Origin of the sequence: Burkholderia sp. JPY481 (genome assembly GCF_038900515.1) — a bacterium.
In the GTDB taxonomy this organism is placed as follows: domain Bacteria; phylum Pseudomonadota; class Gammaproteobacteria; order Burkholderiales; family Burkholderiaceae; genus Paraburkholderia; species Paraburkholderia youngii.
Genome location: NZ_JAYMRT010000020.1, coordinates 1 through 13,580, shown reverse-complemented (window position 1 = coordinate 13,580; position 13,580 = coordinate 1). Strand labels below are relative to the sequence as shown.

Below are 13,580 nucleotides of genomic sequence, written 5' to 3'. Positions count from 1 at the left end.
CGTGTCGGCGATTTCGGCGACATCCATGCACACGATTTTCCCCCACATGTTCAGCGACATCGCGCGCGACTTCGGTCAGCCCGTGATGCTGTGGCAGGTCGCGATCCTGCTCGGGACGCTGCTCGTCGCATGGCTGGTCGCGCGGACGCTGCGTCGCCGGATCAAGCGGTCGCAATCGCCGCGCTACGAGAGCCTGCGTTTCGGCATGGAAAGTCTGGATCGAGCGGCTTTTCCGCTGATCGGCGCGGCGCTCGTGTGGCTCGCGCGGGCGATCGCCGGCCAGTTCATGGACACCGCGCTGCTCGATCTGGCGCTGGTGCCGCTCGTCGGCATCGGGCTGATCTACATCGTGTTCTTCTTCGCGCGGCGGGTGTTCAACCGCGAAGGGGGCGAGCATCCGTGGCTGTTTCTGGTCGAGAAAATCGTGTCGGTGGTCGTTTGGGTCGGCATGGTGCTCACGCTGTTGGGCATTCAGAATGCCGTGATCGCATGGATGGACAGCGTGAGCTTCCGCGTCGGCAATGCGCATATGACGCTGCTGTCGCTGATCACGGGGCTGTTGTGGGTCGCCGTCACGATGATCGTCGCGATGTGGCTCGGCTCGTCGTTCGAAGATCGCCTGATGCGCTCCAAGACGCTCGACGCGAACCTGAAGGTGGTGGTCGCGCGCGTCGGCCGCGCGGCCTTCGTGCTCGCGGCGATCCTGATCAGCCTGTCGATCGTCGGCATCGACATCACGGTGCTCGGCGTGTTCGGCGGCGCGCTCGGCGTCGGGCTCGGCTTCGGCATGCAAAAGATCGCGAGCAACTACGTGTCGGGCTTCATCATCCTGCTCGACCGCTCGTTGCGGATCGGCGACACGATCAACGTGGGCGGCCTGCAGGGCCGCGTCACGCAGATCCGCACGCGCTATACGGTCGTGCGCGGACTCGACGGTATCGAAACGCTGATTCCGAACGAGAAGCTGATCACCGACGTCGTACAGAACCAGTCGTCGTTTCTGACTCGCGGCCACGCGAGGGTGCCCGTGCAGATCGCCTACACATCCGACGTCGAGCAGGCGATGACGCTGCTCGCCCTGGCCGCCGCCGACGTGCCGCGGGTGTTGAGCGAGCCGGCGCCGACGCCATTTCTGGTCGGTTTCGGCCCGGACGGCGTCAATCTCGAGTTGGGCTTCTGGATCGAAGACGCGGCGAGCGGCACACGTGGCGTGCTCTCGGCGGTCAACCGGAACATCTGGCGCCTCTTTTCCGAGCACGGCATCAGGATTCCGCTTGCGCAACGTGAGGTGCGCATCGTCGGTCAGGCAGGCGGCGCAATGCCGCACCCGGAAGTAATGACCGATCCCGCGCACGAGGCCGCGACCGATTCAGCGCTCAGGGCCGCCGACGGGGCCACCAACGACGGTCGTTAGGCCCAGCTTTTGGCCCTCGCAAGTGATGCGCCAGTTCCGAGACAATCGCTAGCAGCTTGATAGCGCACAAAAAATCCCTATTTGTTACAAACACTTGGAACGCTTCCAGTAGAATATCGTCCTATCCCGCTGTATGCTTTCACTTTCATGACACACGCGCCGCGTGTGCTTCGTATCTCTCGTTCTGCAGGTAACTTACCTTGTTGAATTCTTTGCTCGATTTCCTTGCCCACGGACTGCTGCATTTCTCGTGGTGGCAACTCGTCGTGTACACGCTGATCGTGACGCACATCACGATTATCGGCGTGACCGTCTATCTGCATCGCTGCCAGGCGCATCGCGCGCTGGATCTGCACCCGATCGCCAGCCATTTTTTCCGTTTCTGGCTGTGGATGACCACCGGTATGCTGACCGGCCAGTGGGCCGCGATTCACCGTAAGCATCACGCGAAGTGCGAAACCGAAGAGGATCCGCACAGCCCGCAGACGCGCGGCATCTGGAAGGTGCTGCTCGAAGGCGCCGAACTCTATCGCACCGAAGCCAAAAACGAAGAAACGATGCGCAAGTTCAGTCACGGTACGCCGAATGACTGGATCGAGCGCAACGTCTACACGAAATACCCGATTCTCGGCGTGAGCCTGATGATGGTGATCAACGTCGCGCTGTTCGGCGTCGTCGGTCTGACCATCTGGGCCGTGCAGATGGTGTGGATTCCTTTCTGGGCCGCAGGCGTGGTCAACGGCCTCGCGCACTTCTGGGGCTATCGCAACTTCAATTCGTCGGATGCGAGCACCAACATTTTCCCGTGGGGCATCATCATCGGTGGCGAGGAACTGCATAACAATCACCACACGTACGCGACGTCGGCGAAGCTGTCGAACAAGTGGTACGAGTTCGACATCGGCTGGATGTACATCCGCATCATGCAGGCATTTCGTCTGGCCAAGGTGAAGAAGATCGCGCCGACGCCGCGGCTGACCACCGGCAAGCTCGTGCTCGATCAGGACACGCTGCAGGCCGTGCTCGCGAACCGCTACGAAGTGATGGAGCGTTACGCGAAGGCGATCAAGCGCGCGTACCGTCAGGAGCTCGCGCATCTGAAGGAAGTCGGCGCACGCGAGAAGTATCAGGTGATGCGCGGTGCGCGTAGCTGGTTCCACAAGGAAGAGGCGGGCCTCAATGAGCCGCAGAGGCTCCAGCTGCCGCAAATTTTTGCGAGCAGCCAGAAGCTGAAGACCTACATCGACATGCGCAACGAACTGGCAGCGATGTGGGAGCGCTCCAACGCGTCGCGCGAGCAATTGCTGGCGCAATTGCAGGACTGGTGCCATCGCGCCGAGCAGAGCGGGATCAAGGCGCTGCAAGACTTCGCGATGCGACTGCGTCGCTATGCCTGAAATCTATTAAAATTTAAGGACGTCACAAAACCCCGCGTTGGCGGGGTTTTGCATTTTTGGGCCGTGCAAATGCGTTGCGCGTGTTGCGCGAGTGGCAAGCCGCGGCGGCCAGGTGAGGGCAGAGGAGATGATGGAGCAGCAGGCGATCAGGACCGTCGAATTCGATCGGCCTCAGGCGCAGGGCACGACCTGCGGGATCGGGCAGGCGTGGGCGAAGGTGCCCGAGACGCCGTCGGCGGAAGAGAAGCGGGCGCTGAAGGCGCGCATCCGCGAGTTACTCAAGCGCGAGAAAGCGGTGCTGGTCGCGCATTATTATGTTGACGCTGAATTGCAGGAGCTTGCAGACGAAACCGGCGGTTGCGTGGCCGATTCGCTGGAAATGGCGCGCTTCGGGCGCGATCACGAAGCGCAGACGCTGGTGGTCGCGGGCGTGCGCTTCATGGGTGAGACCGCAAAAATTCTCAGTCCAGATAAGCGCATTCTGATGCCGGATCTGGACGCGACCTGTTCGCTCGACCTCGGCTGTCCGGTCGACGAGTTCTCGGCGTTCTGCGACGCACATCCGCACCGCACGGTGGTCGTGTACGCGAACACTAGCGCGGCCGTGAAGGCGCGCGCGGACTGGATGGTGACGTCGTCGATCGGGTTGGAAATCGTCGCCGATCTGCATGCGCGAGGCGAGAAGATCATCTGGGCACCGGACCGTCATCTGGGCAGCTACATCCAGGGCAAGACCGGCGCGGACATGCTGATGTGGCAGGGCTCGTGCCTCGTGCACGACGAATTCAAGGGCATCGAGCTCGATCTGCTGCGCGCCGAATATCCGCACGCGAAGGTGCTCGTGCATCCGGAGTCGCCGGCCAACGTGGTCGCGCTGGCGGACGTGGTTGGCTCGACCACGCAGTTGATCGATGCTGCGCAGAAGCTCGACGCGACGCACTTCATCGTCGCGACCGACCTCGGCATCCTGCACAAGATGCAACTCGCCGCGCCCGGCAAGACGCTGATCGCCGCGCCGACGGCCGGCAACAGCGCGACCTGCAAGAGCTGCGCCCATTGCCCGTGGATGGCGATGAACGGCCTCGCGAATCTGGCCGATGTGCTCGAGCGCGGCCATAACGAGATCTTCGTCGATCGCGCGATCGGCGAGCGGGCGCGTCTGCCGATCGACCGTATGCTCGATTTCGCGGCCCGTCACAAGAAGCGCGTGCAGGCGAGCGGCGATCTTGCGCGCGACGCGCAACTGTATTCGAACGTGGGAGCAGCGTAATGACGGCGGTGCAGAAGGCGCCTGAGCAGGCAGTGGCGCGCGATGAGGCCGACGCAACATCGCCGCTTTTCGCGGAGATTCACGCGCAGTACGGCGCGGCGTTCGACGCGGCGCTCGCGCGCAATGTCGCCGATGCGCTCGCCGAAGATATCGGTAGCGGCGACCAGACCGGCCGCCTCGTGCCTGCCGATGACGTTCGCAACGCGCGCATCATCGTGCGCGAGGAGGCGGTGCTGTGCGGCGTGCCTTGGTTCGACGCGGTGATGCGTGCGGTCGATCCGCGCATCGAAGTTCAATGGCGTTACCGCGAGGGCGAGCGCATGAGCGCCGATACGACGGTCTGCGATCTGCGCGGGCCGGTGCGCGCGCTGCTGACCGCAGAGCGTAACGCGATGAATTTCCTGCAGTTGCTGTCGGGCGTGGCAAGCGCGACCCGCCGCTATGTCGACGCGATTGCCCATACGAGCACACGCGTTCTCGATACGCGCAAGACGCTGCCGGGATTGCGGCTCGCGCAGAAGTACGCGGTGCGCGTCGGCGGCGGTGCCAATCAGCGGCTCGCGCTGTACGACGGCATTCTGATCAAGGAAAACCACATTGCGGCGGCCGGCGGCGTGGGTGCGGCGATGGATGCGGCGCACGCGTTGAATGCGGGCGTGCCCATCCAGATCGAAGTCGAGACGCTCGAACAACTGGAAACCGCGCTCGCGCATCGCGCGCAGTCGATCCTGCTCGACAACTTCTCAATCGACATGATGCGCGACGCGGTTCGCATCACGGCCGGTCGCGCGGTGCTCGAGGTGTCCGGCGGCGTCAATTTCGAGACCGTGCGCACGATCGCGGAGACGGGCGTGGATCGCGTGTCGATTGGCGCGCTGACCAAGGACGTGCGTGCGACCGACTACTCGATGCGGATCGTTTAAGCGTCGCGCGTTTTAGCGCATCGATCGACGCTCCTGACGACCGAACAAGGCATTGCCGGAGTTTGCCGGCAATGGCCGTGTTATTTACGGCGCCGTTTCAGGGTGTGCTTCGGCGCGATGCCGTCAGGCATTCGGCCTTCGGACATATTTCGGCGTGAGCACCGTCGGCAGCGCCTTGGGCAATGTGGCAGGCCAGTCGCGGCTGAAATGCAGGCCGCGGCTTTCGCGCCGCGAGCGCGCGCCGTCCACGATCAGCGACGCCACGTCGACCAGATTGCGCAGCTCCAGCAGATCGCGGCTCACCTTGAAGTTCGCGTAGTACTCGTGGATCTCGTCACGCAACAGCGCGAGCCGGTGCTTCGCGCGCTCGAGCCGTTTGTCGGTGCGCACGATGCCGACGTAGTTCCACATCAGCCGGCGCAGTTCGTCCCAGTTGTGCGCGACCACCACTTCCTCGTCCGGATCGGACACGCGGCTTTCGTCCCAAGCCGGCAGCGGCGCGTGCACGGCGGCGGCGAAGCCTTCCGCTTCGATCGCCTCGGCGGCCGCGCGGCCAACCACGAGGCATTCGAGCAGCGAATTGCTGGCCAGCCGGTTCGCGCCGTGCAGGCCGGTGCAGGACGTTTCGCCGACCGCGTAGAGACCCGCGAGGTCAGTGCGCCCCGCCAGATCGGTGACGACGCCGCCGCACGTGTAATGCGCGGCCGGTACCACCGGAATCGGCTGTTTTGTGATGTCGATGCCGAACTCGAGGCAACGGGCCAGGATCGTCGGGAAATGCTCGTGCAGGAACGCGGCCGGCTGGTGACTGATGTCGAGGTACACGCAGTCGATGCCGCGTTTCTTGATCTCGAAGTCGATCGCCCGCGCGACGATATCGCGCGGCGCAAGCTCCGCGCGCTCGTCGTGATTGGGCATGAAGCGAGTGCCGTCCGGCAGCTTCAGAATCCCGCCTTCACCGCGTACTGCTTCCGAAATCAGGAACGACTTCGCGTACGGGTGAAACAGGCATGTCGGGTGGAACTGGATGAATTCCATGTTCGCCACGCGACAGCCGGCGCGCCATGCCATCGCGATGCCGTCGCCGGTCGCGGTGTCGGGGTTGGTCGTGTAGAGGTAGACCTTGCCCGCGCCGCCGGTCGCGAGCACCGTATGCGGCGCTTCGATCGTAACGGTGCGGCCGCTTTGCAGATCGAGCGCATACAGACCATGGCAGCGGCGGCCGGGTAGGCCGAGACGTTCGGACGTGATCAGGTCGATCGCGTGATAATCTTCGAACAGCACGATGTTCGGATGATGGCGCACCTGCTCACTGAGCGTGGCGACGACCGCATGGCCGGTCGCGTCGGCCGCGTGAATGATCCGGCGATGGCTATGGCCGCCTTCGCGCGTCAGATGAAAGCCCAGCTCGGCGGCGTCGTCTTTCGTGAATGGCACGCCCTGCTCGATCAACCATTCGATCGCGGCGCGCCCATGTTCGACAATGAAGCGCGTCGCAGCCTCGTCGCATAGACCGCCACCCGCAATCAGCGTGTCGCGCACGTGATTCTCGACGCTATCCGCGGAATCCAGCACCGCGGCGATGCCGCCTTGCGCCCAGTCGCTCGCGCCTTCGGTCAGCGATCGCTTGGCGATCACAGCAACGCGCCGTGTCTGCGCAAGATTGAGCGCGACGCTCAATCCAGCCAGACCGCTACCGACAATCGCCACATCGAATTCCATTGCCCACATCTCCGTCTTTCATATTGCGATGACTGCGCGCGAACCGCACGCCGCGAAAACGACAAAGGATACGCGCCACGACGCACTAGCGAAAGCTGGCTGAACGGAATAGGGCGATTTGCGCGCGCATTGCTGCCCTATCGCGAAGACCGCCCAAAAACAAAAAAGCCTCGCACGGATGCGAGGCTTTTCATGTTTCTTGCCTTCGTCAGGCTGGAGAGCCAAGATTACTTGATCTTGGTTTCCTTGTAGTCAACGTGCTTCCGGATGACCGGATCAAATTTCTTGATCAGCATCTTTTCCGGCATGTTGCGTTTGTTCTTCGTGGTCGTGTAGAAGTGACCCGTGCCTGCGGTCGATTCCAGCTTGATCTTGTCGCGTGCGCCTTTCGCCATGATTTACTCCTTAGGCTTCACCGCGTGCGCGCAGGTCTGCGAGCACAGCGTCGATACCGTTCTTGTCGATCAGGCGCAGGCCAGCGTTCGAAATACGCAGACGCACCCAACGGTTTTCGCTTTCCACCCAGATACGGCGGCTTTGCAGGTTCGGCAGGAACCGGCGCTTGGTCTTGTTGTTCGCGTGGGAAACGTTGTTGCCGCTCATCGGCGCTTTCCCAGTTACTTGGCATACGCGTGCCATGAGAGCACTCCTAATACGCTAATTCTGAGTTCGAACGCCGTGAAAGTTTCCCGAAAAGAGCCGCGCTGAGAGTGTACGAACTTGCGCCGAATTTGCATCGAGGCACTTCGCTACCACAGCCGCCTGACCTTTGCGGAACGCCTTGATGGCTTCGGAACAGGGGGTTGGAAATAGGCAAACCGGAATTCTAGCAGAAAAAAAGCCGCAAAATCAAACCTTATTTGCGATGCGGGACACGGCACTGTGGGGTGGCCCTTCCGCTTCCCGCGCTCCAGCGGGCTTACGCGCGAGCCCCGGCCAGCCGGCGCGGGCGAACGAGTATACGCTGTCCGCGCCGATTACCAGATGATCGATCAGCTGCACATCGACGAGCGCGAGCGCGTCGCGCAGTGTCTGCGTGAGGCGGCAGTCGCTGGCACTCGGCTCAACGGCGCCGGACGGATGATTGTGCGCGACGATCAGGCTGGCCGCGTTCGCGGCGAGCGCCCGCCGCACGATCTCGCGTGGATACACGGCCATGCGCGTGAGCGAGCCGCGCGCGCTTTCCTCGCAGCGGATCAGCCGATGCCGCGCGTCGAGGAACAGCGACACGAACACCTCCTGCGGCTGTCCACCGATCAGAAGGCGCAGATAACTTTCGACTGCTTCGGGCGAATTCATCAGCGGGCGCTTGCGCATCTTGTCCACGAGGGAGCGACGCGCCATTTCCATGATCGCTAGCAATTGCGCCTTTTTTGCCGGGCCAATGCCGCGAATGCCGTCGAAATCCTGATAAGTCGCGTCGAGCATCGCGCGCAGTGAGCCGAAGCGATCGAGCAGCGCCCGCGCGACGCTGAACACGTCGTGACCGGGCAGGCCGGAGCCGAGCACGAGCGCGATCATTTCGGTGTCCGACAGCACGTCGGGGCCCTGGTCGATCAGTCGCTCGCGCGGCATGTCGCGCCGGAGCCATTTGCCCCGGAACAGTTGCCGCCGGCTGCGGACGGCCGAGTCGGCGGCTTCCGAAGGAGTCTTGGCCGACCGGTTGGAAGCGGCTTTCACGCCGCCTGTGGCGCGTGCCCGCGCCTTCGGTCGCAGCGTTGCTGCAGGTGTTTCGTCGATTGTGCTGGCGAAATCAGCCATATATATAGAGTCCTCCGCGTAAGGTTGACGGCGCACAAGCGGCGCAACGCGCCGGACGGCCGTGCCGCCCACGCGCGCGACGGACTCAAGCCGGCGCCCGCTAGGTGGCTTACAATAGACGCTTTGCGCACGGCACCCCGACGGTCTGCCACACGCGTCGACTGCGCCCGCGGCGCACGCGTGCAGCGCGCTTCGACTGAGCGAGCATTGCATGAGCATCATCGATATTTCCGAGGTGAAACCCGGTTCACACGTCACGCTGCATTACCGGCTTTCCCTTGCCGATGGCGCCGAAGTGATCAACACGTTCAACGACAAGCCGGCCACGTTGCTGCTCGGTGCAGGTCAATTGGCGCCGCCGCTGGAAGATATTTTGCTGGGTTTGAAGGTGGGCCACCATTCGACCTTTCAGCTAACGCCGGGTCAGGCGTTCGGCCCGCGCAATCCGGATCTGATCCAGCGCGTGTCCCTCGCCACGCTGCGGGAGAACAGCATGATCGGCGAGGATTTTTCCCCGGGTGACCTGGTCGAATTCAACGCGCCGGGCGGCGGGCGCTACGCCGGCGTGCTGAAGGAAGTCGGCGAAACGTCGGCCCTGTTCGATTTCAATCACCCGCTTGCCGGCCAGGCGCTGGCGTTTGAAGTGAAAATCATCGGGATTTTGTAAACATGAGCATCACGGATACGACTCTTGCCGAAGCGGAGATCCTGCTGGCCCAGCCACGCGGTTTCTGCGCCGGCGTCGACCGGGCGATCGAGATCGTCGAGCGGGCCATCAAGCTGTATGGCTCACCGATCTACGTGCGTCACGAAATCGTCCATAACGCCTATGTGGTCGAAGACCTGCGTAAGAAGGGAGCGATCTTCATCGAGAACCTGGAGGAAGTGCCGGCGGGCAACACGGTGATCTTCAGCGCGCACGGCGTGTCGAAGGCCGTGCGTTCGGAGGCGGAGTCGCGCGGGCTGCGGGTGTACGACGCCACCTGTCCGCTCGTGACCAAGGTGCATATCGAAGTCGCGAAGATGCGCCAGGACGGTTTCGACATCGTGATGATCGGCCACAAAGGCCACCCGGAAGTGGAAGGCACGATGGGTCAGGCGGCCGAGGGCATGCATCTGGTCGAGGATATCGAGGATGTGCAGGCGTTGCAGCTCGCCGATCCCGAGCGGATCGCGTTCGTCACCCAAACCACGCTGTCGGTCGACGACGCCGCCGAAATCATCGGTGCGCTGAAGGCCAAGTATCCGTCCATCCGTGAGCCCAAGAAGCAGGACATCTGCTACGCCACGCAGAATCGCCAGGACGCCGTGAAGTTCATGGCGCCGCAGTGCGACGTCGTGATCGTCGTCGGCAGTCCAAACAGCTCGAATTCGAACCGCTTGCGCGAGCTTGCAGAGAAGCTCGGTGTGCCGGCCTATATGGTCGATTCGCCCGATCAGATCGATCCTGTCTGGGTCGAGGGCAAGCGCCGCATCGGCGTGACCGCTGGTGCGTCGGCGCCGGAGGTGCTGGCGCAGGCAGTGATCGCGCGTCTGCGTGAGCTGGGTGTGCGCAACGTGCGCGCGCTCGAAGGCATCGAGGAAAACATCGCGTTTCCGCTGCCGCGCGGGCTCGGCCTGCCAGCCTGACAATCCGTTAGCATCGCTGAAAGGAAAGCGCGCCCGAGGGCGCGCTTTTTTTGGGCGCGACTCTGTGGGGTCGCTGAGAAAATAGGTGCCTGATCGAATGAATTCGGACGTTTCAGTGCTCTCGCGCACAAACTATTTTGAATTGTGATCGGGTCTTTTATTGATTTTCGAGCGATGCGTCCCCGTTTTAACATAAGTAAGGAGCTTGAGAAGAATTAATCATGCACTGAATTGGTGCTCTTGACGCACGCGAGATAAAAGGACGTATCGGACGCAAGCCCCGGCCCATCCGGCATTCAAGCCGACTGGCCACAACACTTGATGCCATCGGGTTCGGCGGCGGTGCAACTGATGCACGCAAACGGATCGCAACCGGGTTGCTCTTTTTAGCGAATTTTGCTTTCAACATCAGGTTGCAATGCAGGAAAACCCCACCGGTTCAACAATATTGCCACCCGCATAATTGGAGTTACAATGCGCGCGTTCTCAAGGCCTTGAGGTCCTGGACAGTGGATTTTGCAAGGCGCAGGAGACCTTACTTGATGCGAGTCAAAATTGCTTACGCCGTGTCCATCGCGGCCGCGGTTGCGATGCTGACCGCGTGCGGCAAGAAACAGGATGGCGAAGCGGGTGCGGGCGCATCGGCGGCTTCGTCCGCGGCGGTCGCCGCCACGAGTGAAGCGACTATCGTAAAGATCGGTCATGCGGCCCCGTTGACGGGCGGCATCGCGCACCTGGGCAAGGACAACGAAAATGGGGCGCGCCTCGCGGTCGAGGAAATCAATGCGCAGGGGCTGACGATCGACGGTCGCAAGATCCAGCTGCAACTCGACGCGCAGGACGATGCGGCGGACCCGAAAACGGGTACCGCCGTCGCGCAGAAACTGGTCGACGATCACGTGGTCGCGGTGATCGGGCACCTGAACTCCGGGGTCTCGATTCCGGCGTCGAAGATCTACAGCGACGCGAGCATCGTGCAGATCTCGCCGTCGTCGACGAATCCGGCCTACACGCAGCAGGGGTTCAAGACGACTTATCGGGTAGTCGCGACCGACGCGCAACAGGGTCCCGCGCTCGCCAATTACGCGACGAAGGCGCTGGGCGCCAAACGGATCGCGATCGTGGACGATGCGACCGCCTACGGCAAAGGTCTCGCGGACGAATTCGCGAAGACCGCCGAGGCGAGCGGCGCGAAGATCGTCGCGCGGGAGGCGACGAACGACAGGGCCACGGATTTCCGGGCCATTCTCACGAAGATCAAGAGTGTTCAGCCGGACGCGATTATGTTCGGCGGCATGGACGCGACGGGCGGGCCGTTTACGAAGCAGGCGGCGGCGCTCGGTATCAGGGCAAAAATCCTTGGCGGCGACGGTGTGTGTACCGACAAGGTAGGTGAGCTGGCGGGTACCGCCGTGCAAAACCTGGTCTGTTCGGAAGCAGGACTCGCGCTTTCGAAAATGACCAACGGAGCGGACTTCGAAAAGAAGTACGAGGACCGCTTCCACACGCCGGTGCAGATTTACGCGCCGTTCACGTATGACGCTGTGTACGTGATCGTCGATGCAATGAAGCGCGCTAATTCGATCGAGGCGCCCAAGGTGCTGGCTGCGATGCCTTCGACCGATTACAACGGGGTAATCGGCCACATCGCGTTCGACGACAAGGGTGATTTGAAAGAGGGCGCCATTACGCTTTACGACTTCAAGGACGGCAAGAAAGCAGTGCTCGACGTCGTAAAGATGTGATGACGGGAAGTTCGGCCTGACGGCACCGACACCATCCAACGGTGCCGTTTTTGCATCCGCCCAAGGGGAGCTCGCGACCGCATCACGGTCGTCAGAGCAAGCCGGCAGCGGATAACCCTTACCGGTCTTTTACATCAGTACCCGCAGTGCCGTTGAGATTCGTAGTGCATCACCGCCCACCGGCAGATGAAAAACGCGAATCCAGTCGCACGGGCTAAGGAGCAATAAATGGATATCTTCATCCAGCAGATCCTGAATGGACTGGTGCTTGGCAGTGTCTACGCCATCATCGCACTAGGCTATACGATGGTTTACGGCATTCTGGGCATCATCAACTTCGCTCACGGCGACGTGTTGATGGTGGGCGCGATGGTTGCGCTCTCCGCCATAGGTGTGCTGCAGAACCACTTTCCCGGCCTCGGCAACGTGCTGACGCTGGTCATCGCGTTGCTCATCGCGGCGGCGGTCTGCGCGGTGGTCGGCTACACGATCGAGCGCGTGGCCTACCGGCCGTTGCGCCGCGCACCGCGTCTCGCGCCGCTGATCACCGCGATCGGTGTGTCGATTCTGCTGCAGACGCTCGCGATGATGATCTGGTCGCGCAATCCGCTGCCGTTCCCGCAGCTGTTGCCCACCGACCCGATCAACGTGATCAAGGCCACCGACACGACGCCCGGCGCCGTGATCTCGATGACCGAAATCGTGATCATCGTGGTGGCGTTCGTCGTGATGGGCGGCCTGCTGCTGCTCGTGCACAAGACCAGGCTCGGCCGCGCGATGCGCGCGATCGCCGAGAATCCGAACGTCGCGAGCCTGATGGGTGTGAGCCCGAACTTCGTGATTTCGGCGACCTTCATGATCGGCTCGGCGCTGGCTGCGCTCGCCGGCGTGATGATCGCGTCCGAATACGGCAACGCGCACTTCTACATGGGCTTCATCCCTGGCCTGAAGGCCTTTACCGCGGCGGTGCTCGGCGGTATCGGCAATCTCGGCGGCGCGATGGTCGGCGGCGTGCTGCTTGGCCTGATCGAGCAGCTGGGCGCCGGCTATATCGGCAACCTCACGGGCGGCGTGTTCGGTAGTAACTACCAGGACGTGTTCGCGTTCATCGTGCTGATCGTCGTGCTCGTGTTCCGTCCGTCGGGTCTGCTCGGCGAACGTGTCGCGGATCGCGCCTGATCCCGGGCCACAAGGAGTCAACAATCATGACCTCAATTCAACCGATCGAGCCGTCCACGACGCTCATTCCCGAAAAGAACCGCACGAAGACGCTGACCATCGGCATCCTGACGACGATCTTCGTGATCGCGGCGCCGATGATCATCGGCGCGGCGGGCGGCAACTACTGGGTCCGCGTGCTCGACTTCGCGATGCTGTACGTGATGCTCGCGCTCGGCCTGAACGTGGTGGTGGGTTTTGCCGGCCTGCTGGACCTGGGCTACATCGCGTTCTACGCGATCGGTGCCTACACGGCCGCGCTGCTCAGTTCGCCGCACCTGTCGACGCAATTCGAGTGGATCGCGGCGCTCGCGCCGCACGGTCTGAACGTGCCGATCTGGATCATCGTGCCGATCGCGATGGCGCTGGCCGCGATGTTCGGGATTCTGCTCGGCGCGCCGACGCTGCGTCTGCGTGGCGACTACCTGGCGATCGTGACCCTCGGCTTCGGGGAAATCGTGCGGATCTTCATGAACAACCTCGACCGTCCGGTAAACATCA

13 protein-coding genes are annotated in these 13,580 nt (G+C 62.5%); 9 read left to right on the top strand and 4 right to left on the bottom strand.

All coding sequences use genetic code 11. From position 1 onward, the window contains the following. Positions 1–25: 25 nt before the first annotated feature. The 4 genes from VSR82_RS32305 to nadC all read left to right on the top strand — a co-directional run bounded on the left by VSR82_RS32305 (position 26) and on the right by nadC (position 5,004). Complete coding sequence (locus VSR82_RS32305) at positions 26–1,414, top strand: mechanosensitive ion channel family protein (RefSeq protein ID WP_429458161.1); 1,389 nt, start codon at positions 26–28, stop codon at positions 1,412–1,414. A 200-nt stretch (positions 1,415–1,614) separates the two neighbouring features. Further along, positions 1,615–2,811 (top strand): DesA family fatty acid desaturase, encoded by a 1,197-nt coding sequence (locus VSR82_RS32300; RefSeq protein ID WP_176105247.1) that lies wholly within the window; start codon positions 1,615–1,617, stop codon positions 2,809–2,811. A gap of 130 nt (positions 2,812–2,941) precedes the next feature. Next, positions 2,942–4,081: a quinolinate synthase NadA gene (gene nadA, locus VSR82_RS32295; RefSeq protein WP_429461836.1), complete on the top strand. Its 1,140-nt coding sequence runs from the start codon at positions 2,942–2,944 to the stop codon at positions 4,079–4,081. Beyond that, complete coding sequence (gene nadC / locus VSR82_RS32290; RefSeq protein ID WP_429458165.1) at positions 4,081–5,004, top strand: carboxylating nicotinate-nucleotide diphosphorylase; 924 nt, start codon at positions 4,081–4,083, stop codon at positions 5,002–5,004. Before nadA ends, nadC begins: the two co-directional genes overlap by 1 nt. 123 nt (positions 5,005–5,127) lie before the next feature. Here the strand turns inward: nadC and nadB are convergent, their stop codons facing one another. The 4 genes from nadB to radC form a co-directional block, all read right to left on the bottom strand. Then, a complete protein-coding gene (gene nadB / locus VSR82_RS32285) occupies positions 5,128–6,726 on the bottom strand; it encodes an L-aspartate oxidase (RefSeq protein WP_429458167.1) in 1,599 nt (532 codons plus the stop codon). A gap of 227 nt (positions 6,727–6,953) precedes the next feature. Further along, positions 6,954–7,121, bottom strand: a complete 168-nt coding sequence (rpmG, locus tag VSR82_RS32280; protein ID WP_008919555.1) for a 50S ribosomal protein L33 — start codon at positions 7,119–7,121, stop codon at positions 6,954–6,956. A 10-nt stretch (positions 7,122–7,131) separates the two neighbouring features. Further along, positions 7,132–7,365 (bottom strand): 50S ribosomal protein L28, encoded by a 234-nt coding sequence (rpmB, locus tag VSR82_RS32275; RefSeq protein ID WP_006050117.1) that lies wholly within the window; start codon positions 7,363–7,365, stop codon positions 7,132–7,134. A gap of 210 nt (positions 7,366–7,575) precedes the next feature. Then, entirely contained in the window at positions 7,576–8,487 is a 912-nt protein-coding gene (gene radC / locus VSR82_RS32270) for a RadC family protein (protein WP_429458169.1), read from the bottom strand. Positions 8,488–8,698: 211 nt separating this feature from the next. Between radC and VSR82_RS32265 the strand changes: the two genes are divergently transcribed. The 5 genes from VSR82_RS32265 to VSR82_RS32245 all read left to right on the top strand — a co-directional run. Beyond that, complete coding sequence (locus VSR82_RS32265) at positions 8,699–9,154, top strand: FKBP-type peptidyl-prolyl cis-trans isomerase (protein WP_429458171.1); 456 nt, start codon at positions 8,699–8,701, stop codon at positions 9,152–9,154. A 2-nt stretch (positions 9,155–9,156) separates the two neighbouring features. Then, entirely contained in the window at positions 9,157–10,116 is a 960-nt protein-coding gene (ispH, locus tag VSR82_RS32260; RefSeq protein ID WP_018437873.1) for a 4-hydroxy-3-methylbut-2-enyl diphosphate reductase, read from the top strand. A gap of 542 nt (positions 10,117–10,658) precedes the next feature. Then, the gene (locus VSR82_RS32255; protein ID WP_429458174.1) at positions 10,659–11,861 is read left to right on the top strand and encodes a branched-chain amino acid ABC transporter substrate-binding protein; all 1,203 of its coding nucleotides are present in this window, start codon (positions 10,659–10,661) and stop codon (positions 11,859–11,861) included. A gap of 228 nt (positions 11,862–12,089) precedes the next feature. Continuing rightward, entirely contained in the window at positions 12,090–13,040 is a 951-nt protein-coding gene (locus tag VSR82_RS32250; RefSeq protein ID WP_368584793.1) for a branched-chain amino acid ABC transporter permease, read from the top strand. 26 nt (positions 13,041–13,066) lie between these two features. Continuing rightward, positions 13,067–13,580 (top strand): ABC transporter permease subunit (locus VSR82_RS32245; protein ID WP_498858387.1); only part of this gene is annotated, 514 nt, incomplete at its 3' end.

Bases quoted from the DNA above. Each gene is read 5' to 3' on its own strand.
- nadA (WP_429461836.1), top strand. From the start codon at position 2,942: ATGGAGCAGCAGGCGATCAGGACCGTCGAATTCGATCGGCCTCAGGCG.
- VSR82_RS32250 (WP_368584793.1), top strand. From the start codon at position 12,090: ATGGATATCTTCATCCAGCAGATCCTGAATGGACTGGTGCTTGGCAGT.
- VSR82_RS32305 (WP_429458161.1), top strand. From the start codon at position 26: ATGCACACGATTTTCCCCCACATGTTCAGCGACATCGCGCGCGACTTC.
- rpmG (WP_008919555.1), bottom strand. From the start codon at position 7,121: ATGGCGAAAGGCGCACGCGACAAGATCAAGCTGGAATCGACCGCAGGC.
- VSR82_RS32255 (WP_429458174.1), top strand. From the start codon at position 10,659: ATGCGAGTCAAAATTGCTTACGCCGTGTCCATCGCGGCCGCGGTTGCG.
- radC (WP_429458169.1), bottom strand. From the start codon at position 8,487: ATGGCTGATTTCGCCAGCACAATCGACGAAACACCTGCAGCAACGCTG.
- VSR82_RS32265 (WP_429458171.1), top strand. From the start codon at position 8,699: ATGAGCATCATCGATATTTCCGAGGTGAAACCCGGTTCACACGTCACG.
- nadC (WP_429458165.1), top strand. From the start codon at position 4,081: ATGACGGCGGTGCAGAAGGCGCCTGAGCAGGCAGTGGCGCGCGATGAG.
- nadB (WP_429458167.1), bottom strand. From the start codon at position 6,726: ATGGAATTCGATGTGGCGATTGTCGGTAGCGGTCTGGCTGGATTGAGC.
- rpmB (WP_006050117.1), bottom strand. From the start codon at position 7,365: ATGGCACGCGTATGCCAAGTAACTGGGAAAGCGCCGATGAGCGGCAAC.
- ispH (WP_018437873.1), top strand. From the start codon at position 9,157: ATGAGCATCACGGATACGACTCTTGCCGAAGCGGAGATCCTGCTGGCC.